Origin of the sequence: Aeromonas sp. R5-3 (assembly GCF_040908225.1) — a bacterium.
Classification (GTDB): domain Bacteria; phylum Pseudomonadota; class Gammaproteobacteria; order Enterobacterales; family Aeromonadaceae; genus Aeromonas; species Aeromonas dhakensis.
The window spans coordinates 67,892-93,924 of the sequence record NZ_JBFODH010000023.1; the positions used below are offsets into that span (position 1 = coordinate 67,892).

The 26,033-nt window shown below is 64.3% G+C and carries 24 protein-coding genes; 13 read left to right on the forward strand and 11 right to left on the reverse strand.

Annotation, left to right across the window (positions count from 1 at the left end):
* The first annotated feature begins 31 nt into the window (after positions 1 to 31).
* The 9 genes from AB5Y95_RS14950 (at position 32) to tldD (ending at position 11,498) form a co-directional block, all read left to right on the forward strand.
* On the forward strand, positions 32 to 1,072 hold the full coding sequence (locus AB5Y95_RS14950) for a rod shape-determining protein (RefSeq protein ID WP_005308111.1): 1,041 nt from the start codon (positions 32 to 34) through the stop codon (positions 1,070 to 1,072).
* 42 nt (positions 1,073 to 1,114) lie between these two features.
* Positions 1,115 to 2,008 carry a rod shape-determining protein MreC gene (gene mreC, locus AB5Y95_RS14955; protein WP_005308113.1) on the forward strand — a complete coding sequence of 298 codons (894 nt, stop codon included), beginning with the start codon at positions 1,115 to 1,117 and terminating at the stop codon, positions 2,006 to 2,008.
* Entirely contained in the window at positions 2,008 to 2,493 is a 486-nt protein-coding gene (gene mreD / locus AB5Y95_RS14960) for a rod shape-determining protein MreD (protein WP_005308115.1), read from the forward strand. Before mreC ends, mreD begins: the two co-directional genes overlap by 1 nt.
* 51 nt (positions 2,494 to 2,544) lie before the next feature.
* Complete coding sequence (locus AB5Y95_RS14965) at positions 2,545 to 3,132, forward strand: nucleoside triphosphate pyrophosphatase (protein WP_010635366.1); 588 nt, start codon at positions 2,545 to 2,547, stop codon at positions 3,130 to 3,132.
* 193 nt (positions 3,133 to 3,325) lie between these two features.
* Complete coding sequence (gene rng, locus AB5Y95_RS14970; protein WP_005308119.1) at positions 3,326 to 4,795, forward strand: ribonuclease G; 1,470 nt, start codon at positions 3,326 to 3,328, stop codon at positions 4,793 to 4,795.
* Positions 4,796 to 8,695: a YhdP family protein gene (locus tag AB5Y95_RS14975; RefSeq protein ID WP_368161500.1), complete on the forward strand. Its 3,900-nt coding sequence runs from the start codon at positions 4,796 to 4,798 to the stop codon at positions 8,693 to 8,695. It begins immediately after the preceding gene.
* 34 nt (positions 8,696 to 8,729) lie between these two features.
* Entirely contained in the window at positions 8,730 to 9,050 is a 321-nt protein-coding gene (locus tag AB5Y95_RS14980) for a Dabb family protein (RefSeq protein WP_019839987.1), read from the forward strand.
* Between the two features lie 28 nt (positions 9,051 to 9,078).
* Entirely contained in the window at positions 9,079 to 9,900 is an 822-nt protein-coding gene (locus tag AB5Y95_RS14985; protein WP_368161501.1) for a carbon-nitrogen hydrolase family protein, read from the forward strand.
* Positions 9,901 to 10,049: 149 nt separating this feature from the next.
* Positions 10,050 to 11,498, forward strand: a complete 1,449-nt coding sequence (gene tldD / locus AB5Y95_RS14990; protein WP_368161502.1) for a metalloprotease TldD — start codon at positions 10,050 to 10,052, stop codon at positions 11,496 to 11,498.
* Between the two features lie 120 nt (positions 11,499 to 11,618).
* Here the strand turns inward: tldD and AB5Y95_RS14995 are convergent, their stop codons facing one another.
* From AB5Y95_RS14995 to AB5Y95_RS15005, 3 genes are all read right to left on the reverse strand, one after another.
* Positions 11,619 to 11,822, reverse strand: a complete 204-nt coding sequence (locus tag AB5Y95_RS14995) for a hypothetical protein (protein ID WP_005308127.1) — start codon at positions 11,820 to 11,822, stop codon at positions 11,619 to 11,621.
* A 160-nt stretch (positions 11,823 to 11,982) separates the two neighbouring features.
* Complete coding sequence (locus tag AB5Y95_RS15000) at positions 11,983 to 12,699, reverse strand: MarC family NAAT transporter (protein WP_201882111.1); 717 nt, start codon at positions 12,697 to 12,699, stop codon at positions 11,983 to 11,985.
* 135 nt (positions 12,700 to 12,834) lie between these two features.
* Positions 12,835 to 14,151: an MFS transporter gene (locus tag AB5Y95_RS15005; protein WP_368161503.1), complete on the reverse strand. Its 1,317-nt coding sequence runs from the start codon at positions 14,149 to 14,151 to the stop codon at positions 12,835 to 12,837.
* A 232-nt stretch (positions 14,152 to 14,383) separates the two neighbouring features.
* Here AB5Y95_RS15005 and AB5Y95_RS15010 point away from each other — a divergent pair, with 232 nt between their 5' ends.
* Entirely contained in the window at positions 14,384 to 15,058 is a 675-nt protein-coding gene (locus tag AB5Y95_RS15010; RefSeq protein WP_368161504.1) for an ATP-binding protein, read from the forward strand.
* On the opposite strand, the gene AB5Y95_RS15015 is transcribed toward AB5Y95_RS15010, so the two are convergent.
* Genes AB5Y95_RS15015 through AB5Y95_RS15035 form a run of 5 tightly spaced genes read right to left on the reverse strand, consistent with a single transcriptional unit; the run spans position 15,055 to position 21,536 of the window.
* Positions 15,055 to 16,257: an HD-GYP domain-containing protein gene (locus AB5Y95_RS15015; RefSeq protein ID WP_017764660.1), complete on the reverse strand. Its 1,203-nt coding sequence runs from the start codon at positions 16,255 to 16,257 to the stop codon at positions 15,055 to 15,057. The genes AB5Y95_RS15010 and AB5Y95_RS15015 overlap by 4 nt on opposite strands.
* Positions 16,196 to 18,856: a response regulator gene (locus tag AB5Y95_RS15020; protein ID WP_206219310.1), complete on the reverse strand. Its 2,661-nt coding sequence runs from the start codon at positions 18,854 to 18,856 to the stop codon at positions 16,196 to 16,198. The genes AB5Y95_RS15015 and AB5Y95_RS15020 overlap by 62 nt, the downstream gene beginning before the upstream one ends.
* Positions 18,857 to 19,927 (reverse strand): SpoIIE family protein phosphatase, encoded by a 1,071-nt coding sequence (locus AB5Y95_RS15025; RefSeq protein ID WP_368161505.1) that lies wholly within the window; start codon positions 19,925 to 19,927, stop codon positions 18,857 to 18,859.
* 5 nt (positions 19,928 to 19,932) lie between these two features.
* Positions 19,933 to 20,304 carry an anti-anti-sigma factor gene (locus tag AB5Y95_RS15030; RefSeq protein ID WP_368161506.1) on the reverse strand — a complete coding sequence of 124 codons (372 nt, stop codon included), beginning with the start codon at positions 20,302 to 20,304 and terminating at the stop codon, positions 19,933 to 19,935.
* Positions 20,305 to 20,315: 11 nt separating this feature from the next.
* Positions 20,316 to 21,536 (reverse strand): PAS domain-containing protein, encoded by a 1,221-nt coding sequence (locus AB5Y95_RS15035; RefSeq protein WP_010635353.1) that lies wholly within the window; start codon positions 21,534 to 21,536, stop codon positions 20,316 to 20,318.
* Between the two features lie 141 nt (positions 21,537 to 21,677).
* Between AB5Y95_RS15035 and AB5Y95_RS15040 the strand changes: the two genes are divergently transcribed.
* On the forward strand, positions 21,678 to 22,370 hold the full coding sequence (locus tag AB5Y95_RS15040; protein WP_368161507.1) for a helix-turn-helix domain-containing protein: 693 nt from the start codon (positions 21,678 to 21,680) through the stop codon (positions 22,368 to 22,370).
* Here the strand turns inward: AB5Y95_RS15040 and AB5Y95_RS15045 are convergent.
* Positions 22,336 to 22,755: a nuclear transport factor 2 family protein gene (locus AB5Y95_RS15045; RefSeq protein ID WP_368161508.1), complete on the reverse strand. Its 420-nt coding sequence runs from the start codon at positions 22,753 to 22,755 to the stop codon at positions 22,336 to 22,338. The genes AB5Y95_RS15040 and AB5Y95_RS15045 overlap by 35 nt on opposite strands.
* 215 nt (positions 22,756 to 22,970) lie before the next feature.
* On the opposite strand from AB5Y95_RS15045, the gene aphA reads away from it, so the two are divergent.
* Positions 22,971 to 23,681: an acid phosphatase AphA gene (aphA, locus tag AB5Y95_RS15050; protein ID WP_065017387.1), complete on the forward strand. Its 711-nt coding sequence runs from the start codon at positions 22,971 to 22,973 to the stop codon at positions 23,679 to 23,681.
* Positions 23,682 to 23,744: 63 nt separating this feature from the next.
* Here the strand turns inward: aphA and AB5Y95_RS15055 are convergent, their stop codons facing one another.
* A complete protein-coding gene (locus tag AB5Y95_RS15055) occupies positions 23,745 to 24,590 on the reverse strand; it encodes a neutral zinc metallopeptidase (protein WP_368161509.1) in 846 nt (281 codons plus the stop codon).
* A gap of 107 nt (positions 24,591 to 24,697) precedes the next feature.
* Entirely contained in the window at positions 24,698 to 24,961 is a 264-nt protein-coding gene (locus AB5Y95_RS15060; RefSeq protein WP_005308154.1) for a hypothetical protein, read from the reverse strand.
* 173 nt (positions 24,962 to 25,134) lie between these two features.
* Here AB5Y95_RS15060 and AB5Y95_RS15065 point away from each other — a divergent pair, with 173 nt between their 5' ends.
* Positions 25,135 to 25,956: an HDOD domain-containing protein gene (locus AB5Y95_RS15065; protein WP_005308156.1), complete on the forward strand. Its 822-nt coding sequence runs from the start codon at positions 25,135 to 25,137 to the stop codon at positions 25,954 to 25,956.
* Positions 25,957 to 26,033: the final 77 nt, after the last annotated feature.

The window sequence follows — 26,033 nt, forward strand, 5'->3', positions numbered from 1 at the left end:
CACCTCCAAATTCTTAGGATTTCCCGTAGCCATGTTCAAAAAGCTCAGAGGCGTCTTTTCCAACGATCTGTCGATCGACTTGGGAACTGCCAACACCCTGATCTATGTAAAAGATCAAGGGATCGTCCTTAACGAACCCTCAGTTGTCGCCATTCGCCAAGAGCGCGGGAACGCCAAATCGGTCGCTGCTGTCGGTCATGCCGCCAAGCAGATGCTGGGTCGTACCCCGGGTAACATCTCCGCCATTCGCCCGATGAAAGACGGCGTGATCGCCGACTTCTACGTGACCGAGAAGATGCTGCAGCACTTCATCAAGCAGGTTCACGACAACAACTATTTCCGCCCCAGCCCGCGTGTGCTGGTGTGCGTACCGTGCGGCTCCACCCAGGTGGAACGTCGCGCCATCAAGGAATCCGCTCTGGGCGCCGGCGCCCGCGAGGTTTACCTGATCGATGAACCCATGGCTGCCGCCATCGGTGCCGGCCTGCCGGTCTCCGAAGCGACCGGCTCCATGGTGGTGGACATCGGTGGTGGTACCACCGAAGTGGCCATCATCTCCCTGAACGGTGTGGTTTACTCCCAGTCCGTCCGCATCGGCGGCGACAAGTTCGACGAAGCCATCATCAGCTACGTGCGCCGCAACTACGGCAGCCTGATCGGGGAAGCCACCGCCGAGCGCATCAAGCACGAGATCGGCTCCGCCTATCCGGGCGAAGAGGTGCGCGAGATCGAAGTGCGTGGTCGCAACCTAGCCGAAGGTGTGCCGCGCAGCTTCACCCTGAATTCCAACGAGATCCTGGAAGCGCTGCAAGAGCCGCTGTCCGGCATCGTCTCTGCCGTGATGGTGGCGCTGGAGCAGTCTCCGCCCGAGCTGGCCTCCGACATCTCCGAGCGCGGCATGGTGCTGACCGGTGGTGGTGCCCTGCTCAAAGATATCGACCGTCTGCTGATGGAAGAGACCGGCATCCCTGTGGTGGTTGCCGAAGATCCGCTGACTTGCGTGGCCCGTGGCGGCGGCAAGGCGCTGGAGCTGATCGATATGCACGGTGGCGATCTGTTCCACTACGAATAAGACCCAAAGCCGGCCAGCGTGCCGGCTCTTTTTTGACGACCCATGAAACCCATTTTTGGTAGAGGCCCTTCGCTTCAGTTACGGTTGTTTCTCGCCGTCATCATCTCCATTGCTGCCATCGTAGCGGACTCTCGCTTCGGTGTGTTCAGCCACGTCCGCGTCTACCTCAGCTCACTCGTCAGCCCGCTGCAATACATGGCCAATGCGCCAGGCACCCTGCTTGATACCATGTCGACCCAGGTGCAGACCCGGGCCGGCCTCATCGAGCAGACCAAGCAGCAGGAACAACAGCTGTTCACCCTGCGCTCGCGCCTGCTCAAGATGGATCATCTGGAGCACGAGAACCAGCGTCTGCGCGAGCTGCTCGGTTCGCCGGTGCACAAGGAGTCCCGCAAGATGGTGGCCGAGCTGCTGTCGGTGGATTCCGACCCCTTCAGCCATCAGGTGCTGATCAACAAGGGGGCGCTGGACGGTGTCTACAACGGCCAGCCGGTGATCAACGATCAGGGGGTGATAGGTCAGGTGCTGCACGTGGGTTCCACCACCAGCCGCGTCCTGCTCATCACCGACTCCAGTCACGGCATCCCGGTGCGGGTGCTGCGCAACGACTTGCGTGCCATTGCCTCCGGCAGCGGCGAGCTAGACAAGCTGGAGCTGCGCAACCTGCCGCGCAACACTGACGTGCAAGTCGGTGATCTGCTGGTCACCTCGGGCCTCGGCGGCCGCTTCCCGGAGGGGTATCCGGTGGCGACCGTGACGCGTTCCGACTACGTGGAGGGCAAGCCCTTCGCCCAGGTCGAGGCCAAACCACTGGTAGCGCTGGACCGCCTGCGCTATCTGCTGCTGCTGTGGACTGACAAGAAACCGGAAGTGCATGACGATGAAGAGGCCCCGGCTACTGCGCCGGCGCCTTCTGCTGCGGGAGCGACGCGCTGATGTTACAACCCGCCAGCGGCAGGATCTGGATCTGGATCTCGATCCTGCTGGCTTTGAGCCTGTCGATCCTGCCGCTTCCTTTCCAACTCGAACCCTTCCGGCCTGACTGGCTCGCCATGGTGCTCATCTACTGGGCACTGGCGTTGCCGCACCGGACCAACGTCGGTACCGCCTGGGTGGCGGGCCTGCTGCTGGACGTGCTGCTCGGCAGTACCCTCGGCGTGCGGGCCATGGCGATGGCCATCACCACCTACCTGGCGGCGTTCCAGTTCCAGAAGATCCGCAACTTCTCCCTCTGGCAACAGGCGCTGATCATCGGCTGCCTCTCGCTGGTGGGCAAGGTGACCATCTTCTGGGCCGAGCACCTGTTCAGCCGGGCCAGCCTCAATTTCGCCTACTTCTGGTCGACCCTGAGCACCATGCTAATATGGCCCTGGGTTTTTCTGGTCTTGCGCAAGGTGCGCCGGCGCTTCAATATCAAGTGAATGTGAGTAAAAACAACTAATTGTAACCGTACCTCATCTCATCAAGCGATTATGAACAAGCACAACGAACTGCAACTCTATCTCGCCTCGGGCTCACCCCGCCGCCACGAACTGCTGACCCAGCTGGGTTACCGTTTCGAAGTCCTCAAGCTGGATGTGCCGGAACAGCGGGAAGAGGGTGAAAAGCCCCAGGATTACGTGTGTCGGCTGGCCCGCGACAAGGCGATGGCCGGCGTGGCCGCCGCGCCCACGGCGCTGCCGGTACTGGGGGCCGACACCATAGTGGTGCTGGGTGACCGGGTGCTGGAGAAGCCCTCCGATCTGCTCGATGCCAAAGACATGCTGGAGGCGCTCTCCGGCAAGGTGCATCAGGTGATGACGGCGGTGGCGTTGGCCACTCCGGAGCGCTGCGATGTGCGGCTGGTCACCACCAACGTGGCCTTTCGCAAGCTGGACGAGGCCGAGATCGAGGCTTACTGGCGTACCGGCGAGCCGTGCGACAAGGCCGGCGCCTATGCGATCCAGGGCATCGCCGGCAAGTTCGTCAGCCGCATCGAGGGGAGCTACAGCGCCGTGGTCGGCCTGCCCCTGCTGGAAACGGATCTGCTGATCAAGCATCATCTGGAACAGGTCCGCTAATCCCGTCGCCGCCGTGGTCAGCGCCGCCCGCCTCGCTGGCCGGCATGGCATTCGAACAGGGCGGCCAGAATTTGAAGCCATCACAGGCAAGGCATAGGTCGGTGACAACCGCCGGCTGTTTCTTACTGCGTTACTCACCGGTTGCGCGCCGGTTTGGCTGCCAGAATTTAAAACTAGAAAGGCAAGGTAACTTATGTCGGTAGAACTGCTGGTAAACGTCACCCCCTCCGAAACCCGGGTCGCCCTGGTCGAAAACGGTCTGCTGCAGGAAGTGCACGTGGAGCGTCAGGCCAAGCGTGGCATCGTGGGCAACATCTACAAGGGCAAGATCAGCCGGGTGCTGCCCGGCATGCAGGCGGCCTTCGTCGACATCGGCATGGACAAGGCCGCCTTCCTGCACGCCTCCGACATCGTGCCCCACACCGAGTGCGTGGCGGTGAAGGAGAAGGAGCAGTTCCAGGCCGGCAACATCGCCGAGCTGGTGCGCCAGGGGCAGGACATCATGGTGCAGGTGGTGAAAGATCCGCTAGGCACCAAGGGGGCCCGCCTCACCACCGACATCACCTTGCCGTCCCGCTATCTGGTGTTCATGCCGGGCAGCGCCCACGTCGGCGTTTCCCAGCGCATCGAATCCGAGGCGGAGCGCGAGCGCCTCAAGCGCACCGTGGCCGGCTATGTGGACGAGCTGGGTGGCTACATCATCCGCACCGCCGCCGAAGGGGTGGGCGAGCAGGAGCTGGAGCAGGATGCCGCCTTCTTGAAGCGCCTGTGGCGCAAGATCCTGGAGCGCAAGCAGAAGTACCCCCCCTGCAAGATCCTCTACGAGGATCCCAGCCTGGCCTTTCGGGTGGTGCGCGACTTCGTCGGTGCCGAGCTCGACAAGATCCGGGTGGACTCGCGCCAGAGCTTCGATCAGCTCAAGCGCTTCACCGAGGAGTACGTGCCTGAGCTGGCCGGCAAGCTGGAGTACTACTCCGGCGAATCCCCCATCTTCGATCTCTACGACGTGGAGAACGAGATCCAGCGCGCACTGGAGCGCAAGGTGGAGCTCAAATCCGGCGGCTACCTCATCATCGACCAGACCGAGGCCATGACCACGGTGGACATCAACACCGGGGCCTTCGTCGGCCATCGCAATCTGGAAGAGACCATCTTCAACACCAACGTCGAGGCGACGGCGGCCATCGCCCGCCACCTGCGCCTGCGTAACCTCGGCGGCATCATCATCATCGACTTCATCGACATGCAGTCCGAGGATCATCGCCGCCGGGTGCTGCACAGCCTGGAGCAGGCGCTGTCGAAGGACAGAGCCAAGACCAACGTCAACGGCTTCTCCCAGCTCGGCCTGGTGGAGATGACCCGCAAGCGCACCCGCGAGAGCCTGGAGCACGTGCTCTGCTCCGAGTGCCCCGAGTGCAAGGGGCGCGGCCGGGTCAAGACGGTGGAGTCGGTCTGTTTCGAGATCCTGCGGGAGATCATCCGGGTCAACCGCGCCTACGACGCGGATCAGTTCACCGTCTACGCTGCCCCGGCGGTGGCCGACTACCTGCGGGGCGAGGAGTCCCACAGTCTGGCCGAACTGGAAGTGTTCATCGGCAAGCAGGTCAGGGTGGTGAGCGAGCCGCTCTGCGGGCAGGAGCAGTTCGACGTGGTGATGATGTAATTGGTCTATCGCTGGCTGAGTCGGGGCTGGTTGGCCCTCGGGGTCTTCTTCGTGCTGCTGGCCATCCTGGTCAGTCTGGTGCGCGTTGGCGGCCCCCTGCTCAATCAGCACAGACAGGCGCTGCTCGATACCCTGCTGGCCGACAGCAAGCTGGAGGCCAGCGTCGATCGCATCGGGCTGGACTGGACCCAGCGCGGCCCGGCCCTCGAGCTGCAGCAGCTGGTGATCGCGCCGAATTCGGGTCGCTTCGCCCTGCGCCTTGGCAAGGTGTGGGCCCACCTCGACTTCTGGCGCTCCCTCAACGAACTCAAGCCGGTATTTGGTCAGCTGATCCTGAGCGATGGCGACATAGCGCTGGATTTGAGTCAGCCCGCGGAGCCGGAAACCGGTGACGGCAGCGACCAGCAGCAGGCGCTGCTGCGTTTTCTGCTGACCCAGCTCTCCACCTTCGATATTCACGACACCCGCCTCAGCCTCACCACGGCGCTGGGGGAGGTGCGGGCCCTCGACATCGCCCAGCTGCGCTGGCAGAACCGCGGCAAGCGCCACCAAGGGGTCGGCAAGGCCTACCTCATCAACGGGGTGGGCGAGAGCACCCTCGATCTCATCGTCGATGTGGATGCCCCGCAGGTGCGGCTCGACCGGCTCAAGGGCCAGCTCTATCTGGGGGCCCGTCAGCTAGATATCAGCCCCATGCTGGCGCGCACCCATGCAGGGGAGCCCAAGGTGAGCGGCCAGCTCGACTTCCAGCTCTGGAGCGAGTTCAAGGCCGGCCAGCTGGGGGACTCGCTGCTGGCGTTTGGCGACAACTACCTCATCTGGCAGGATGAAAAACAGGGTGACCTGCACCGGCTCGGGCTGCAGGGGGGCAAGATCCAGCTGCGCCGGGACGGCAAGGAGTGGCAGTTTGCCAGCCACGACGTCACCTTCAAGCTCGACGGCAAGCCCTGGCTGCACAGCCGGCTGCAGCTCGAGCGAGTCGGCGATCGCATCCAGGGTTATGTGCCGGCCATCGATCTGGACCAGATCGCCAACTTGAGCCAGCTGGTGTCGGGGATCTATCCCGAACTGACCGAGACCCTCAAACGCACCCGCCCGACCGGCAAGATAGAAGATCTGATCCTGCAGGCGGATGCCGGCTGGCAGGGGCTCTCCGTCAGCGGCCAGCTCTCCCACATCAGGGTCAACGCCTGGCGCGACGTGCCCGGCGTGCGCGACCTCAACGGTGAGTTCTGGCTCACCCCGTCCGGCGGCAGCGCCAGGTTGCAACTGGCAAACGATGCCATAGACCCGGCCCGCCACTTCAAGGAGCCGATCCCCGTCGATCGTTTCTCGGCGCGGCTCGACTGGTGGCAGGTACCGCAGGGCTGGGTGCTCTATGGCCAGGATCTGGTGCTGGACAACCCGGATTTGAGCCTCGCCAGCCGCTTTCGGCTCGAGCTGTTCGAGCACCCCTTCCTCGCCCTGATCGGCCGCATCGACGTCAAGAATGCGGCCAACGCCGATCGCTACTATCCGCTGCAGGTGATGGACAAGAGTCTGGTGGACTACCTGAGCGGGGCCATCAAGGGGGGCAAGGCCAAGGGGGCTGACCTGCTCTGGTATGGCGAGTTCCGCGACTTCCCCTATAGCAAGGGCGAGGGCATCTTCCAGGTGGCGGTGCCGCTGCAGCAAGCCTCCTACGAATTCTTCCCCGGTTGGCAACCGCTTACCGACCTGCAGATCGATCTGCTGTTCCAGAACGCCAGCCTCGACATGAACAGCCGCGCCACCCGGCTCGGCAAGGCCAGCTCCGACTCGGTGCACGCCTGGATCCCGGATCTCTACCCGGGGGCCCACCTCTACGTGGATGCCAAGGTTGAGGGCGAGGGCAAGGCCATCAGCGACTATCTGCAGGACTCGCCGCTCGGCGGCTCGGTCGGTCAGGCGCTGCGGGAGGTGGAGATCCGAGGCCCCATGAAGGGCTCGGTCAAGCTGGATATTCCGCTGGATGGCGAGAGCGAGGTCAAGGCCAGCGGCGATGCCCTGTTCAGCAACAACAAGGTGCGGATCACCAGCCTGGATCTGCCGCTGGAGCAGGTGCAGGGGCGGCTCGAGTATGACAACGAGCAGACCCGTTTCAGCAACCTCAAGGCGAGCCTGTGGAACCAGCCGCTTACCCTCGACTACCAGGGCCGCCAGCAGCCCAATCGCTATCAGGTCGATCTCAAGTTCAAGGGGCAGTGGGACAGCCGTCGCCAGCGCCAGGACATCCCGGCACTGGCCATCCTCAAGGGGCGCAGCAACTGGGCCGGCAGCCTGGGGTTGACCCTGCCAAACGATCAGCCGTTCAGCTTCCAGCTGGCGCTGGACTCTAACCTGCAGGGCATGGGACTGGATCTGCCTGCACCGCTCGCCAAGGCGGCCGACAGCCGGCTGCCGCTCAAGGTGACCGCCCGCGGCCGCGACGGCAGTGCCGACATCCGCGCCGTGCTGGGGGCCGACGTCGACATGCAGAGCCGGCTGGTGTACGGCGACGGCGTGCCCTACCTCAGCCGGGTGCGGGTGGACGTGGGTCAGCCCGGTGCCCGGGTGCTGCGCGACCGGCCCATGCTGCTCGCCATCAACCAGCAGCAGGCCGACGTGGCCGGCTGGCTGGCCCGCCTCAAGCAGTGGCTGCCAGCCAGCACGGCGCCGAGCGGCAATGCGGTGGTGGGCCCCTCTTTCTTGCCGCAGGAGTGGTGGGTGGACGGCCAGCTGGCCCGTGCCGACATCGGCAGTGCCAACCTCAAGGCGGTGCACTTCACCGTGGGGCCGGTCAATCAGGCCACCGAGGTGATGATCGACAGCCCGGACGTGATGGGGGTGGTGCGCCTGCCGGTCTCCGATCGCCAGCCCATCGATGCCAAGTTCGCCCGTATCTACTGGTCCGGCAAGAGTTCGGATCTGAGCCCGGATCCCGATGCCAGACAGGACAGAGCCATCATGGATGCCATCCCCTGGCTCACCTTCAGCTGCGTGGATTGCCGCTTCGGTGAATTGCCGCTGGGGGAGGTGAAGGGGGAGCTGATCCCGGGGGCCGACAAGATGAGTCTCAAGGGGCTGGAGATGCGGCTGGCGGGCAGCCAGCTGAGCGGCAGCGCCGAGTGGCTGGCCGGGGAGGGCGGCATGCAGACCCGTGCCCGTGCCCACATCAGCAGCAACAACAGCGAGCTGCTGCTCAAGCGGCTCGGCTACACCTCGCCCATCGGCGATGCACCCGGCAAGATGGCGCTGGACTTGAGCTGGCGCGACGTGCCCTACCGGCCGAACCTGCCGACCCTGGCCGGCAAGGTCGACTACCAGCTGGAAGGGGGCACCCTGCGCGAGGTCAACGACAAGGGGGCGCGACTGCTCTCCCTGCTCAGCCTCGACTCATTGCTGCGCAAGCTGCGCCTCGATTTTCGCGACGTGTTCGACAAGGGCTTCTACTTCGAGTCCATGTCGGCCTCCGCCAGGATCAAGCAGGGGGTGGTGGAGAACGACGACTTCTACATGAAGGGGGCGGCCGGCAACCTGCGCGGTGAGGGCATCGCCGATCTGGTACGCTGGCGGCTCGACTACGAGCTGAGCTTCTCGCCGAACCTGGGCGGCACCCTGCCGGTGGTGGCGGCCTTCTCGCTGACCCCCATCACCGGGCTCTACGTGCTGGCCCTCTCCAAACTGCTGGAGCCGGTGGTGGACGTGGTCACCCGCATCGATTTTCGGGTCTCAGGCCCGCTCGACGATCCCAAACTGATCGAGGCGGGGCGCAACCGGGCCCGCATCAAGCTCAACCAGCAGCAGAAGGAGGCGGTCGACGCCGTGGCCCCCAACCTGCCGGCGCAGGAAGTAACCCCCTTCCTGCTCAGCCCCAAGCACGCCGGCCCCGCCCAGCGCTGAGCGGGCGGCCCGGCACCATCACAAGGAGTGAGCCATGATCCGACATATCCTGCTGATCGCCTTCAAACCGGGCACCCAGCCTGAACAGATAGATGCGGTGCGCGCCGCCTTTCTCGCCATTCCCCATCAGGTCAGCGGCGTGCTGGCGGTGGAGTGGGGGCGGGACGACAGCCCGGAGGGGCGGGCCGAGGGCTTCACCCACAGCGTACTGATGACCTTTGCCGATGAGGCTGCCCGCCAGCGTTATCTGCCCCACCCGGATCACGATGCCCTCAAGGCCATCTTCCGTCCGGTGCTGGAACGCATCATAGTGCTGGATTACACCCTGCAGGCCGGCGATGCGGTCAGCATCTGACGGTGGCAACAACGACAAGGAGCGTCTCATGTGGTTAGCCGCAATACAGCTGGTATCGGGCCGCAACTGGCAGGATAACCGGGAGCAGATCGCCGCCGAGCTGGCCCTGTTGCCCAGGGAGCGGCCGCTGCTGGTGCTGCTGCCGGAGAACTTCGCCCTGTTTGGCGAGCGGCAGGGCTATCTGGACGGGGCCGAGACCATAGGTCCCAACCTGGGCGGAGCTGCGCCGATCCAGCAGCAACTGGCCGAGTGGGCCCGTGACTACGGCATCTGGCTGGTGGCCGGGGCCATGCCCACCACCATCGCTGGTTCCGACCATATCCACACCAGTACCCTGGTGTTCGACCCCAGCGGCGAGCGCAAGGGCCACTACCACAAGATCCACCTGTTCGACGTGGACGTGGCGGACAATCACGGCCGCTACCGGGAGTCGGAGACCTTCAGCCCCGGCGAGGAGCCTGTGCTGGTGGACTCCCCGTTTGGTCCCCTCGGCCTCTCTATCTGTTATGATCTGCGCTTTCCCGAGCTGTACCGCCGGCTGGCCCGCGCCGGCGCCCGCGTGCTGCTGGTGCCTGCCGCCTTCACCGCCGTGACCGGCGAGGCGCACTGGGAGCCGCTGCTGCGGGCCCGCGCCATCGAGAACCAGTGCTATGTGGTGGCCGCCAATCAGGGCGGCACCCACGAGACGGGGCGCCAGACCTGGGGCCACAGCATGGTGATCGACCCCTGGGGCAGGGTGCTGGCCAGCCTGGACAGCGGGCGCGGCACCGTGCTGGCGCCGCTGGATACTGGTCTTGTCGACGAACTGCAACGCACCATGCCGGTGCTGGGTCATGCCCGTCTGCTATGAACATGTGCAGGTTCGATTCGCCCTGTGGTGGGGGAGTCGGACGCTTGCAAACCCGACGGTGGGTTGGACGTCCACGGACGTTTCGCCAAGCGACCCACGGTCGGGGATTTAACCGTTACGACATCTCGCATCGAGAGTGGAGAGAAAGATTGAGTCTATTGAGCCAGGTTAGTGCCTCCCTGTTGGCCCCGAACGATCTCGACGAAGGGCGCCTGCAGCAGCTGCTCGGCAGCCTGATGAGCCATCAGGTGGAGTTCGGCGACCTCTATTTCCAGCGCAGCTGGCACGAGTCCTGGATGCTGGAGGACGGCATCGTCAAGGATGGCAGCTACAACATCGATCAGGGGGTGGGGGTGCGCGCCGTCAGCGGTGAGAAGACCGGTTTCGCTTACTCTGACGAGCTGAGCCTGCTGGCGCTGCAACAGTCGGTGACCGCCGCCCGTGGCATCGCGGCCGCCGGTGCGCAGGGCAAGGTGAAGGCGTGGGCCCGAACCTCGGCAAACCTGCTCTACCCGGCGCTGGATCCGCTGCAGACCCTCGACAAGCAGCAGAAGATCGCCCTGCTGGAGCAGATGGACAAGTTTGCCAGAAGTCTGGATCCCGCCATCAATCAGGTGATGGCCTCCATCAGCGGTGTCTATGAAGAGGTGCTGGTGGCCGCCACCGATGGCACCCTGGCCGCCGACGTGCGTCCGCTGGTGCGCCTCTCGGTGACCGTCATCGCCGAGAAGGGCGATCGCCGCGAACGCGGCAGTGCCGGTGGCGGTGGCCGCTTCGGTTACGACTACTTCCTCGAGCTGGACGGGCTGGAGAGCCGGGCATTTGTCTATGTGCGCGAGGCGGTGCGCCAGGCGCTGGTCAACCTCGACGCCATCGATGCACCGGCCGGCACCATGCCGGTGGTGCTCGGTGCCGGCTGGCCCGGCGTGCTGCTGCACGAGGCGGTGGGCCACGGTCTGGAGGGGGATTTCAACCGCAAGGGCTCCTCTGCCTTTGCCGGTCGCATCGGCGAGCAGGTGGCCTCCAAGCACTGCACCATCGTCGATGACGGCACCCTGCCGGGTCGGCGCGGCTCCGTCTCCATCGACGACGAGGGGACACCGGGCGGCTACAACGTGCTGATCGAGAACGGCATTCTCAAGGGCTATCTGCAGGACAAGCAGAACGCCCGTCTGATGGGCGTGCCGCTCACCGGCAACGGCCGGCGCGAATCCTACGCGGCCCTGCCGATGCCGCGCATGACCAACACCTACATGCTGGCGGGTCAGTACGACCCGGCCGAGATCATCGCCTCGGTGAAGAAGGGGATCTATGCCCCCAACTTCGGCGGCGGTCAGGTGGACATCACCTCCGGCAAGTTTGTCTTCTCCGCCTCCGAGGCCTACCTCATCGAGGATGGCAGGATCACTGCGCCCATCAAGGGGGCGACCCTGATCGGCAACGGCCCCGAGGCGATGAGCCAGGTTTCCATGGTGGGCAAGGATCTCGCGCTGGATCGCGGGGTCGGGGTCTGCGGCAAGGAGGGGCAGAGCGTGCCGGTCGGAGTGGGTCAGCCCACCCTCAAGCTGGATCAGCTCACCGTGGGCGGCACCCAGTAAGGGCAGTGAGCGGTACTCCGGTGATCGTCAAACCCCGGCCAGGTGCCGGGGTTTTGCTATCAGGGGTCATGGGAAACAAAAAGCCCCGGCAAGGGCCGGGGCTGCAGATGCGAAGCTCGGTCAGTTGACTGAAATGGCGCGGGCGTCGATGAAGAAGCGCGCGTTGCCTTGTTGGTCGACCCTGATCTGGGCAACCAGACGATCGCTCTGTTTGTACTCCCACCGGCTCTTGATCCGGGTCAGAGCGGGGCTGGCGGCACCGACCACGTTCAGATATTCATGAAACAGGCTGTAGCTTCCAATCTCGGTCAGCATCTTTTCCATTTGCACATCTCCTGAAGTGAGTGGGTGTCCATCCACAAACCTACCAAGCACACTCTGAATCGAATCTGTATAAAAAACAAACTAACTCATTTGTGTGTCAGCAACATGATCAGGCGCAAGATCAGAGCCGATTTTTGCGCATTTATGACACCGTTTTCAGTCAGGGCTGGCGCGGATCCTGCAATTGATCAAGGGTGCCGGATACGTGTGGCAACGCGGGTGCCATTTGTACCGCCGGCGCACTGTGGAACACCGGATCCTGCGCCACCTCCTTGATGCCGTTGATGCAGAACTGCATACCCATGCAGACCAGCAAGAAGCCCATGATCCGGGTCATGGCGTCGATGCCGGTGGCGCCCAGGATCTTGCAGACCGGATCCGCCAGCTTGAGCACGCCCCAGCTGAGCAGGCTCATCAGGGCGAAGGCGGTGACCATGGCGGCATAGATGGTGAAGCGGTTGTATTCGTCCGGCAGCTCGGCGATCTGGGCGGCGCCGCTGATCACCAGCGCCATGGTACCCGGCCCGCACATGCTGGGCATGGTGAGCGGCACGAAGGCGATACTCTGGTTGATGTCGACTCCGTCCGCCTGGCTGGGGGCCGGGAACAGCATGCGAAAGCCGATGAAGGCAATGATGAGACCGCCGGCCAGGCGCAGGCCGGGAATGGAGATCCCGAACAGATCCAGGATGGAGGAGCCGATGAAGAAGCTGACACAGAGGGTGGCAAACAGATAGATGGCGGCCAGGTTGATCTGGCGGCGCACGTGTTCGCGCGACATCCCCTTGCTCAGCCCCAGCAGCAGGGTGGCCGTGGTGGGCGGGTTGACCATGGGCAGCAGCGCCAGCAAGGCGAGAAATACGACCTGAAAGAACATCATGAACCTCGAATGACTGGGGGGCGGAGTAGTCCCGGGCCGTCGAGGGGCCCGAGAGGGAGGCTATATTATGTCGGCCTGGCTGAACACCAGCCATATGAAAAAAGCCCCGCACTGGGCGGGGCTCGGAATGGTTCAGGCGGCCTGTGGCGCGCTCTGGCGCTGACTGCGCTGCTGCAGCCAGAGCCACAGGCCGATGGCAAAGCCCAGCACCGACAGGCTTACCACGTAGTGGGAGGGGGCCAGCATGTCGCTCTTCATCCACAGGGTCACCAGCATGGGAGTGAGGCCGCCGAAGATGGCGTAGGCTACGTTGTAGGAGAACGACAGCCCGGAGAAGCGCACCACCGCCGGGAAGGCGTTGACCATGACATAGGGCACGGCGCCGACGATCCCTACCGCAAAACCGGCCAGGATATAGAGCGGCACCAGCTGGCTGGTGTCACTCGCCAGCCCGTGATAGAAGGCGTAGCTGGCGCCGGCCAGCAGCAATGAGCCCAGCATGAAGGTGGGGCCGCTGCCGAGGGCATCGATGAGCCGGCCATAGACGATGCAACCCAGCGTCAGGGCCAGAATGGCCAGCGAGTTGGCGGTCAGTGCATCGGCCGGGCTGATGCCGTGCACCTTCTGCAGGTAGGTGGGGGTCATCAGGATCACCACCACTATGCCGGCGGAGAGCAGCCAGGTGAGCAGCATGGAAATCACTACGCTGCTCTTGTGGCTGCGCAGCACCGTCTTGAGCGGCAGTTCTTCCGCCAGCGCCTTGTTGGCCTGCATCTCGGCAAAGACCGGGGTCTCGTGCAGCCAGCGGCGCAGGTACATGGCGACGATGCCGAACACCCCGCCAAGCACGAAGGCCAGACGCCAGCCCCAGTCGCTCACCTCGCTCGGGCTCATGCCGCGGTTGATGGCGGTGGCCACCAGGGAGCCGAGCAGGATGCCGGCCGTCAATCCCGCGGTGAGGGTGCCGCAGGCGACCCCGATCCGGCGGGCGGGTACGTGCTCCGCGACGAACACCCAGGCGCCGGGCACTTCACCCCCGATGGCGGCCCCTTGCAGGATCCGCAGCAGCAGCAACAGCAGGGGGGCGGCGATGCCAAGCACGGCGTAGGTGGGCAGCAGGCCGATCAGCAGGGTGGGCAGCGCCATCATGATGATGCTCAGGGTGAACATCCGCTTGCGGCCGATGAGATCGCCAAAGTGAGCCATGATGATGCCGCCCAGCGGACGGGCCAGATAGCCGGCGGCGAAGATGCCGAAGGTCTGGAACTGGCGCAACCACTCGGGAATGTCGGCGGGGAAGAAGAGCTCGCCGATCACCACGGCGAAGAAGACGAAGATGATGAAGTCGTAAAATTCGAGGGCACCGCCCAGCGCCGCCAGGCTCAGGGTCTTGTAGTCCTGTCGGTTGAGGGGACGGCTGTGGTCGTAAGCTTGCGTGACTGTCGTCATATCCTTATGTTTCCCATCGTCTTTTTAGTTATTGTTCCCCATCCTTGCAGGGGACACGCTCACTACCGAGGGTATGCTTTTGCATCCCGACCTGTAAATCGCACAATTCGCAACACTGTCTTGCAGCTTTTTGGTGCAGCAAGGCGAGGGCGGGTACCGCGCCCGGGGCGAATGACAACCAAGGTGCGCCGGCTGGCCGCCAGTGCCCGGCCACCGGATTGCTGGAGATATCATGACGAAGACCAAGGTGCTGCTCTCCTGGAGCAGCGGCAAGGACAGCGCCTGGGCGCTGCACACACTGCGGCAGGATCCTGCCATCGAGGTGGTGGGGCTGTTCACTACCCTCAACCAGGCATTCGAGCGGGTGGCCATGCACGGGGTGCGCAAGCAGTTGCTGCTGGCGCAGGCCGAATGCGTGGGATTGCCGCTGACCACCATCGACCTGCCCTGGCCCTGCAGCAACGAAGATTACGCCCGCATCATGACCGACTTCATCGCCGACGTGGTGGCGCAGGGGATCCGCAACATGGCGTTTGGCGATCTCTTTCTCGAGGACGTGCGCGCCTATCGGGAGCGGCAGCTGGCGGGGACGGGGATCACGCCGCTGTTTCCGCTGTGGGGCAGCAAGACAGACGAGCTGGCGCAACAGATGATGGCTGCAGGGCTCAGGGCCAGGATCAGCACCCTGGATCCGCGCAAGCTGCCTGCCACCCTCGGCGGGCATGAGTTTGATGCGGCCTTGCTGGCGGCGCTGCCCGACGGGGTGGACCCGTGCGGCGAGAACGGCGAGTTTCATACCCTGGCCTGGGATGGCCCCATGTTCCGCTACCCGCTGGCCATCCGGACCGGCGAGACGGTGGAGCGGGACGGCTTCGTCTTCACCGATCTGCTGCCCGCCACCACCTAGTCGCGGTTGGCCTCCCGCTCGCCCTTGTCGTCGTTGTAGCGCAGGGCGATCTCGTGGAACTGCTGGTGGATGGAGGCAAAGGCGTCCGTGATGTCGGGGTCGAAGTGGTTGCCCCGCCCGGCGAGTATGATGGGTACCACCTCCTGGTGGGACATGGCGGCCTTGTAGCAGCGCTTGCTGATGAGGGCGTCGTACACGTCGGCCAGCGCCATCAGCCGGGCCGAGAGGGGGATCTCGTCGCCGATCAGGCCGTAGGGATAACCGGTGCCGTCCCACTTCTCGTGGTGGTAGCAGGCGATCTCCTTGGCCAGCCGCAGGAACTCCACCTCTACCCCGAGCGCCTCCTCGGCGTGGACGATGGCCTCCTTGCCGAGGATGGAGTGGTGTTTCATCTGGGCAAACTCCTCTTCATCCAGCTTGCCGGGTTTGAGCAGGATGCGGTCCGGTACGCCGACCTTGCCGATGTCGTGCAGGGGGGCCGACTTGAACAGCAGATCTATGGTCTTGGGGGTCAGCTCGGCATGGAAGCGGGGGTGATCGCAGAGGGTCTCCGCCAGCAGCCGCACATAGTGCTGGGTGCGCAATATGTGGTTGCCGGTCTCGTTGTCGCGGGTTTCGGCCAGCGAGGCGAGGGAGTGGATGGTGATGTTCTGGATCAGCTCGTTCTCCCGGGTGCGCCGCTCCACCTCCTGCTCCAGATAGGCGTTCTGATCGTGCAGCAGATCCCGCGCCGCCTTCAGCTCCAGGTGGTTTCTGACCCTGGCCAGCACGATGGCGGGGGAGATCGGCTTGTGGATGTAGTCGACGGCCCCGAGTGCCAGGCCGTGCGCCTCCGCGCTCTCCTCCACCTGGGCGGTCAGGAAGATCACCGGGATCTCCCGCGCCTGCGGCATCTCCTGTAGCGCCTGCATCACCTGGTAGCCATCCATCTGGGGCATCACCACGTCGAGCAGGATCAAGTCCACCCGGGGGCCGGTCGAGAGGATCTCCAGCGCCCGCTGGCCGCTGATGGCTATCTTGACCCGATAGTGGGGGCTGAGCAGGGCGCTGAGCAGGGAGAGGTTCTCCGGCGTGTCGTCGACCACCAGCAGGGTGGGTTTGGTATCTGGATCCAGCAAGTTGAGCATGATGGTGCCCTCACTCTTGGTTGAACAGATCGGGTCTGAGGGCCCGGACTTGTTGCAGATGAGCCAGTGCATCGTCGAAACGAAAATGGCTCATGGCCTCACCGATGGCTGGCGCTCTCTCCCCCAGCAGGGGAGTGAGCCGGGCCTGATGGCGCTGAAACAGGGTGAAGGCTTCGGCATCATCCTCCAGCAGCAGCCCGGTGAGCCGGTTCAGCAGGGGAGCGGCATCGATCTTTTCCTGTTCTGGCTGCTCGGGTACTTCGTCTGGTAGCAACTGCAGCAGCCCCTGCGCCAGTTGTGCTTGCAGTTGCAGCCCCTGTTCGGCCAGTGGCAGCAGAGCGGCAGCCTCGTCGCCCCGGGTGATGGCGTTTTCCAGTGTGGCCGCGATCTCCTGCAATGATTCGGCACCCAGAGTGGCCGCTATTCCCTTGAGGGTATGGGCATGCCGGTGCGCCTCTTCCCGTTCGTCTGCCTGCAAAGCGGTCAGCAGGCTTGCCATGGGTTGCGTACCCTGCTGGGCGAAGCGCAGCAGCAGATCCTGATACCAGCCCCAGTTGTTCATCAGCCGCTGCAAGGCCCGCTCGGCATTGAGCCCGAGCTCGCACAGCTGTGGCAGCAACGACGATGCCGGCGGCGGTTGCGACGTCTTGAATCTGGCCCCGACCTCGCGGCTGAAGGAGGTTGCCCAGCGTTGCAGGGCGTCATAGAGCTTGTCGGGATCGATGGGCTTGGCGATGTGATCGTCCATGCCGGCGGCGAGGCAGCGCTCGCGATCGCCGGCCATGACGTTGGCGGTCATCGCCAGGATCGGAATGTGTTGCCCGGTACCCTCCTGCTGGCGCAGTTGCCGGGTGGCGGCCAGCCCATCCATCACTGGCATCTGCATGTCCATCAGGATCAGGTCGTAGGGAGCCTTGGTCGCCATATCCAGTGCGATGGCACCATTGCTGGCCACGCTCACTTTGGCGCCGACCGCCTGCAGCAGCTCCAGCGCCACCTGTTGATTGAGCTCGTTGTCTTCCGCCAGCAGGATCCGCAGACCGTCGAAGCGATAGTGATGGGTCGCCTGATGCTTGAAGGAGAGGGTCGCGGCCTGTTGCCCGAACAGGCCGATGACGGTATCGAACAGCACGGAGGCACAGACCGGCTTGACCAGTACCCGATCAAAACCGGCAGCATCGGCCTCGCGAAAGATCTCCTCGCGCCCGTAGCCGGTCACCATGACCCGGTAGGGGCGCCGGCCCGCACCTCGGGCGATGAGACGACGCCCCGTCTCGATGCCGTCCAGTCCCGGCATGCGCCAGTCCAGCAGCACCACCTCATAGGGGGTTCCCTGCTGCTCGGCATCCGCGATCATCTGCAGGGCCTGTTGGCCGGACTCTGCAGTGTCCACCACAAAGCTCATGCCGCGCAGCAGGGCGGCCAGTATGGTACGGGCACTGGCGCTGTCGTCGGCCACCAGCATGCGGCGGCCGCGCAGATCCAGGCTCGGCAGATAGCGGGATCTGCGCCTGCCACGGCCGAGCCTGGCGGTAAACCAGAAGGTGCTACCCTGGCCCGGCTCGCTCTGCACGCCCACCTCGCCCCCCATCAGGCCCGCCAGCTTGCGACAAATGGCAAGGCCAAGCCCGGTGCCGCCGTACTTGCGGGTGGTGGAGCTGTCCGCCTGCTGGAAGGACTGGAACAGTCGCTGCTGCTGCTCCTGGCTCATGCCGATCCCGGTATCCTGCACCGAGCAGTGCAGCAGTACCTCCTGCGGCAGCTTCTCCAGACAGCGGACCTTGACCAGGATCTCTCCCTGCTCGGTGAACTTGACCGCGTTGTTGGCGTAGTTGATGAGGATCTGGCCGAGACGCAGGGGATCGCCATAGAGCAGGGTGTCGAGCTGGTGGTCGACCTCGAACAACAGCTCTATGCCCTTGGCTTCCGCCTTTTCACCCACCAGGGTGGCAAGGTTTTCCAGCACGTGGTCGAGATCGAACTCGATCCGTTCAAGATCCAGCTTGCCCGCCTCGATCTTCGAGAAATCCAGGATGTCGTTGATGATGCCGAGCAGATGCTGCGCGGCACGCTGGATCTTGCTGACATAGTCGAGCTGCTGCGGATCGAGCCGGGTCTGCAGGGCGAGGTGGGACATGCCGAGGATGGCGTTCATGGGGGTGCGGATCTCGTGGCTCATGTTGGCGAGAAATTCGCTTTTGGCCCGGGTCGCGCTCTCCGCCAGTTCATAGGCCTGCTCCAGCTCCTGGTTCTTGGCCTGCATCACCGCAAACAGCTCTTCCCGGGTCGGTTCGGCGAACTGCTGCTGCATCTGTTGTTGCCGCCCGGCATCTGGCCAGTGCGGCAACCGGCAGACTAGGGCGAGGAGATTGTCGGCGTGCACCTCCAGCCGGATGCTGCCCGGATGCATGTCGGCAGGGGCGGGGGAGAGCGGGACATCGGCCGTGAGGGTGAGCCACAGCTCCTGCGCCTCTGGTTCCAGCCACAGCTGCAGTTGCAGTGGATCCGAAGTCGCCATCAGCTGGCGCACCAGCTCTGAGGTTGCCCCCGCCAGCGGAGCCACGAAGGTCGGCGATTTGTCGAGGCAGGTGAGCACCTGGATCACCTTGCGCCGGGCGGTGAGGGCCGCCGCAGGGCCGGACAACAGGGTTTCACCGATCAGTTGCCGCATCTACTTCTCCTCTGCCGGCAGCACGCGCAACACGATGCAGCTGGCATCGTCGGTGCTGCGGCCGCTGTGGGCGATGACCTGGTGGGCCAGCGTGGCGGGGTCGGCGGCGAGATCCAGTGCGCCGTCGCGCAGATTGAGGGATTCGCTGATGCCGTCCGAGTAGAGCATCACCACGTCCCCGGCGACGAGGGGCTGGCGCTGCAGCAGGGGGGTGGGGAAACGCTCCCCCAGCACCCCGTCGCGGGAGATGCCGCGCCAGGGGGCGTGACCGCGCAGACAGATGCGGGTATTGCCGATGCCTGTATAGCTCAGTTCACCCCGCTCGCCGTTGACCAGCGCCACGCCGGCGGCGGCGCCCCGGGTACCGATGCAGCACTGGTGCAGCAGTTGCAGCAGACGGGCGGGTTCCTGTTCACGGGTCTGCTGCAACGTCGTCTCCAATACCTGTACCAGCTGGTTGGCAGCGGCGCCGTGGCCGCTCACGTCGATCAGGACCAGCGACACCCCCTCGGGCCCCGGCCGGATGAACGCCAGATCGCCGGAGACCCGCTCCGGATAGCAGGGGCGGTTCTCGCTGGCCCATGCCAGGCCAAGGCCGGCGTGTAGCTGCCCAGTGCACGAGAGGGGAGAAACCGGCCTTGGCTCCACGGGGGCCGCACCCAGCCACTTGCGGGCCTGCACCAGGGTCCCCCCCTCCGGCGGGGTGCTGATGGTGAGTTCAGACATCATGCGCTGCACGCCGGGCAGCCCCAGCCCCAGGGTACCCGCGGTGCTGTAGTGCTCCTGCATGGCTTGATGTATGTCGGGGATGCCGGGGCCCTGATCGCGGGCGATGATGTCGATGCAGGGGCGTCCTCTGGAATGGTGGAGGGTAAGGGTGATCTCCCCCCGTTCGGCATACTTCAGGATGTTGCTGCCAAGCTCGGAGACCACGGTGGAGAGCATGGTGCGATCCACCTCGGAGAGGTCGGCGATGAAGGGGAGGCGACGCACCGCCATCACCGTCAGGTGTAGATCGATGTCGTGACGCAATGGGTAGCGGGCCTGCTGGGTGCTCAGCTCCTGCTCCATGGTGCTTACTCCTCGCCCCTGAGAGTACGGGCATGGGCGAAGGCGTCGTCCATGTCGAGAAAGCAGCGCAGCGGCCCCGGCTCGGCGTCGGCCAGCGCCAGGAAGGCTGCGATCCCCGCATTCAGCCCCACCAGCAGGCAGACGGCTCCCAGCAGGCGGCACACCTGGGCCAGTTTGCGAACCTGCCGAAATTCGTGGTGATCGAGCAGCATGACCCCGGAGAAGTCGAGCAGCACCGCGTGCTGGCGCCCCTGCACCAGCCGCAGGGAGAGTGCCTGCATCAGTTGCTGCATGCCTTCGTCACCGAGGTCTGGCCGCATGCTGACGACGATGCAGCCAGCCACGTCGGCGATGCCCAGATCGTTGTTGAGCAACATGATCGGCGCTCCTAGAGGGTGGATCCGACCCGCTTGAGGGCTATCTCGAACGCATCCCGCAGGGTCGCCGTGGTTCGGATGTCACCGACCGAGACGCCCAGCTCCACCATGGTACGGGCGATGGCTGGCGAGACGCCGGAGATGATGGCCTCGCACCCCATGAACTGGGTGGCCTTGGTGATCTTGATCAGCTGATTGGCGACCCCGGTGTCCACGGTGGCGACCCCGGCGATGTCCAGCACGAAGACCCGGGCCCGGGTCTCGGCAATCTTGGTCAGCGACTTGTTCATCACGTCGGCGGTGCGCATGGAGTCGATGATCCCCACCAGCGGCAGCAGCAGGATCCCGTCCCAGATGGGAGTCACCGGGGTCGACATCTCCTGCAGCGACTTGTGCAGCTCCTCGCGCACCCTGGCGGCCTCTTCGGCCTCCTCCATGGCGCGCTTGAGCTGATGATGCTGCTCCACCTGAGCCGTGATGTCGGTGGCAAACTTGACGATCTTGCTGGGTTTGCCGGTCAGATCCAGCACCGGGTTGTAGGATCCCTGGATCCAGACCTCCTGCCCCTGCTTGCCGATCCGGCAGAACTCCCCCGCCAGGTATTCGCCGCGGCGCAGGGTCTCCCAGAAGGCGCCATAATCGGCCGACTGGGCATAATCAGGGTCAACCAGCAGCCTGTGGTGTTTGCCTTTCAGCTCATCCAGCTGATAACCCACGATCTCGAGAAAGCGCGGGTTGGCATCGAGAATGGTGCCATCCAGCGAGAACTCCACCTTGCCCATGACCCGGCTCAGGGCGTTGAGCTGCCCCTCGAAATTGGCGTTGAGCTGTTTCTGCTCGGTCAGATCCATGCTGTATTCGATGATCCGGCTCAGCGCCCCCTGCTCGTCCAGCAGAGGGCTGCAACTGCCCCGCAGCCAGATGTCCCGGCCGTGCCGATCCAGCCGGTGAAACTCTCCCTCCTGCTCCCTGCCCGCCTTCAACGCCTCCCAGTGGGCGGCATGAGCAGGCGAGTCGAGCACGTCGTGCGGCAACAGCATGGCGTAATGCTGACCCTTGAGCTCGCTTAGCTGATAGCCCATGATGGCGAGAAAACGCGGGTTGGCGTCCAGGATCTGCCCGTCGGGAGAGAGTTCGAGTCTGGCCATCAGCTGGTCGATGGCATCGAGCCTGGCCTGGGGTGAAGAGGGAGTCGCTGTGTTCGGGTGGGCAACGGCGGTGTGCACGTCCATGGCATCTCCAATAAAAGGCGCAATTGACTTGAATGTCACTAGAAAGCGTACAGCAGTTATAGCCTACCGGGGCGAGAGCGTGGGACAAGAAGTGCCGAAAGAGCCTGTCTGCAGGCGGATCTTGGGCCTGGGGGCTTCATCATGAACCTCCTGTATCGCGACTACCCCCAGGGCGCGCTCACGTCCCTTCACTGTCACGACGGCCCGCAGTTTTGCTATCTGCATCGGGGCGGCGGCGTGATCAGCAGTGAGGGGACAGGCGTGCTGCTGGTGGCGGGTCAGCTCTGTCTGATCCCGGCCGGGCTGGCCCATGAGTTCAGGGTGCTGCGCCACTCCCAACTCAGTCTGGTCTATCTGGATGACCTGGATGGAGGGGGCGAGTTGACGACCCGCCAGGTGAGTCCGCTGTTGGTCGGCCTGTTCGATCGGCTGGCAGACATGGCGGAGCCGGGCCTCAGGGATGCCTATCTGACGGTACTGGCAGCCGAACTGAGACAGACGCCGGTGGCGACCGGATTCACGTTGAGCGCGGGGCTGGATGTGCGGCTGCTGCGGGTACTGGAACAGGTCTGCAGGCGCCCTTCCATCGAATACGGGCTGGCGGAACTGGCTGCCGGTTCAGGGGGCTCGGTGCGCACCCTCAACCGGCTGTTCAGCCAGCAGCTGGGCTGCAGCTTTCGACAATGGCGGCAACAGGTGGTGATGGGGCGAGCCCGCCAGTTGCAGCAACAGGGCCAGCCGCTGTCGCGGATAGCCCTTGAGCTGGGGTACGGGGATTTCAGCGCCTTTTCTCACGCCTTCAATCGCTGCTTGCGGGAATCGACGGGGCCGTGAGACGGGAGCCGAGATCCCGGTCGGCCGGCTCCCCCGCCAGCAGGCAGGTCAGCTCATCGGTGTGACTCAGGCGCTCGCCCTGAAAGGTAAACAGGGCGCTCACCTTGCACTCGATCCGTGCGCCGTCGTGACGCCAGGCCCGCACCCGATGCAGGGAGTGCACCCGGTTTCCCTCTGCCAGCAGCGAGACAAAACGGATCTCGCAGCAGGCCAGGCTCTGGCGCAGGGCCAGCAGGTGTTGTTCAAAAGCGGCGCGCTCCAGCCGCTGGTCATCCACCAGCTGGACATAGTCCGGGCAGAACCAGTGATCGAGTTCGGCCGGGGTGAAATCGGGGTCGCAGATGACCCGGTTGAGGCAGGCTTGCAGCCGTTGCTTGTAATCCATGATGGGCTCCTGAGTGGATGGGAGCGGCCAGTATGGGGCCTGTGGTCTGCTTCGGCCTTGGCGTCTACGCCATCCTGTTTGGCGATTGCGCCAAGATGGGGGCTTGCGGTAGTGATGCGTGCCACCTGGCCCTGTTTTGTGGCTGGTTTCACGGTTTTCGGTGGCGGCATGGGGCAGGATCGGCCCCCTGTTTCCTTCATGTGACGAGTCGTATCATGTCCGCATTGCCCCGTTTTGCCCTGCTTGCCTCCCTGGTTGCCGCCAGCCTGACCCTGCCTGCCGTGGCCGTCGAAGCTCCGGTCAGTCCTGCCGGTGTCACTGCGGTGACTCTGTCCCAGCAGGCGCCCATTCACTGGGTGTCGGTGGCGCAGATTGCCAGGAGCCTGGATGGGTTGCCGCCGATGGCGGTCGGTTTTGACATAGACGACACTCTGCTCTTCTCCAGCCCGGGGTTTTATCGCGGCAAGCAGGAGTTCTCCCCCAACGACGAGAGCTACCTGAAGAACCCGGCCTTCTGGGAGAAGATGAACAACGGTTGGGACGCCTTCAGCGTGCCGAAAGAGGTGGGCAAGGCGCTCATCGCCATGCACCTCCAGCGCGGCGATCACATCTATTTCGTTACCGGCCGTTCGGCCACCAAGACCGAGACCGTCAGCCAGACCCTGCAGCAGACCATGAATATTCCGGCCGACCAGCTCAACCCGGTGATCTTCGCCGGTGATCAGCCGGGCCAGAACACCAAGGTGCAGTGGCTCAAGGAGAAGCAGATGAAGGTCTTCTACGGCGATGCCGATGGCGACATCAAGGCCGCGCAGGAGATCGGCATTCGCGGCATCCGGCTGCTGCGCGCGGCCAACTCCACCTACCGGCCGCTGCCGCTGGCCGGCGCGTTGGGGGAGGAGGTGATCGTCAACTCCCAGTACTGATGTTCATCCCTGCATGAGAAAAGGGGCCGGATCCTGTCAGGATCCGGCCCCTTTTTTGGGCGTCTAGCGGGCGGCGAAGGTGTTGCAGCTAGCGGGCTTGCCGCTGTCGAAGCCGCGCTTGAACCAGGCGTAGCGCTGGGCCGAGCTGCCGTGGGTGAAGCTGTCCGGGATCACCCGGCCCTGGCTCTGCTGCTGCAGACGATCGTCACCGATGGCCTGGGCGGCGTTGAGCGCCTCCTCCAGATCACCGGTTTCCAGCACCTGTTCCCGCTCCATGTAGTGGCCCCAGACACCGGCAAAACAGTCGGCCTGCAACTCGAGTTTGACCGACAGCTTGTTCTGCTCGACCCGGCTCAGCCCCTGCTGCTGTTCACGCATCTTGCGCTCGATGCCGAGCAGGTTCTGCACGTGGTGGCCCACCTCGTGCGCCACCACGTAGCCCTGGGCGAAGTCGCCGTCGGCTCCCAGCTTGTCGCGCATATCCTGATAGAAGGAGAGATCGATGTAGACGGTGCGATCGGCCGGGCAGTAGAAAGGCCCCATCACCGACTGACCCTGGCCGCAGCCGGTACGGGTTGCGCCGCGATAGAGCACCAGTTTGGGGGCCTGATAGCGGTTGCCGCTCTGCTGGAAGATCTCGCCCCAGGCATCTTCGGTGGAGGCGAGCATCACCGAAGTGAACCTGGCGAGGGGATCCTTGGCCGGCTGAGACATCTCCTGACGCTGGGGCGGGGTCTGGGATGCCGGCTCGTTGAGCAGGGGGGAGAGATCCACCCCGTAATAGCCGGCCACCATGACCACCACCAGCAGGATCAGACGCCCCTTGCCGCCAATGGGGATCCCGCCACCGCCCCCCTGCTGGCGCCTGTCTTCCACATTGTTGCTCTCGCGGCGATCTTGCCAGCGCATATGCTTGCTCCCCTGCTGTCCGGTGGCAGTAATGATAATGGCTGGCGGGGCGGCTTGCCTAACGAGAGCGGGTCGGCGGCCGGGTTGCCGCCGGCGGGCAAGAAGGTTTATTCGGCCCAGGGCATCTCGGGCAGGGAGTCCAGAAACTGGCCGTAGCGCTCGAGGTTGAAGGGGCCCTGATCCGCTTCCATCGCCATCAGCTCGGCCCCCAGGGCGCAGGCGATATACTGCAGCGCCTCCTCGCGCGGGGTGCCCTTCATCACCAGCCGCATCAGGGTCGCCTTGACCTGCAGCGGGTGGCCGTCGCTCAGCTGGTTGTCGACCATCTCCAGCAGGGTTTGCTCGTCGAAGAACTCGGTGGGTTCGCTCATGTGCTGTGCCTCGTCATGTCATAAGGGATGCCAGTATAGCGATATGGCTATTAACACATTGAAATATTTCGATAAAAACATTTCGGTATGGGCTGTTTTTGTTACTCATAATTAATGTGGGTTTGCGGTCTGCAAACGACAACCATCATGAAATCGCATGGACGGATACCAATATGCCCACCATAGACTCGCTGTTATCCAAGCCCCAGAACCTGCCCAACGTGCCCGAAGTCATGCGCGAACTGGTGCAGACCTTCAATGAGAAAGAGCCGGATATCCTGTTGATTGCCAAGAAGATCAACAAGGATCCGGTGATCTCCGCCAAGCTGCTTCGGCTGGCCAACTCCGCCAAGTTTGGTGGCAGTCGCCAGGTTGCCACCGTCAACGAGGCCGTGGTGCGGCTCGGGGTCGACGTGGTGCGCAACATGGTGTTCGCCTGCGGCCTGACCGGCTCCATCGGTGCCGTGCCCGGCATCGAGCTCAAGCATTTCTGGGGCAAGGTGTTCGACGTGGCCGAACTGGCCAGGCGGCTGGCCAAGCTGAAGGGCATGAAGGGGGAGGAGGTGTTCACCTGCGCCCTGCTCTACGACATGGGGCGGCTCATCATGCACGTGGGGCTGCCGGAGAACATGGTGAACCACATCAAGGATCTGGAGCCCAGCAAGGGACGCGCCAAGGCCGAGGAGCTGGTGGTCGGCTTCAACTATGCCCAGACCGGGGCCGAGATGGCCAGGCGCTGGCAATTCCCCCTGAGCATCTGCCATGCGGTGGAGTACCACTACAACCCCTTGCTGGCCAAGGAGTTCTCTGCCGAGGCTGCGATCATCCATCTGGCCATCGCACTGGCGGCGCAGTCGGATGTGGGGGAAGCGGCACCGCCCGAGTGGCCAACCCAGGTGGCCGAGCGACTCGGCCTCGCCTGGCCCGATTGCGCCGCCGTGTTCGTGGCGCTGCGCGAGCAGGGCAACGGTTATGCCGGCTTGCTGGCGGCCTGACGCCACCCATTTCATCGACCAGGGCCGCACCGCGGCCCTTTTTCATGGTGACGGCCTTGCCAATGAGCGGTTGCGGG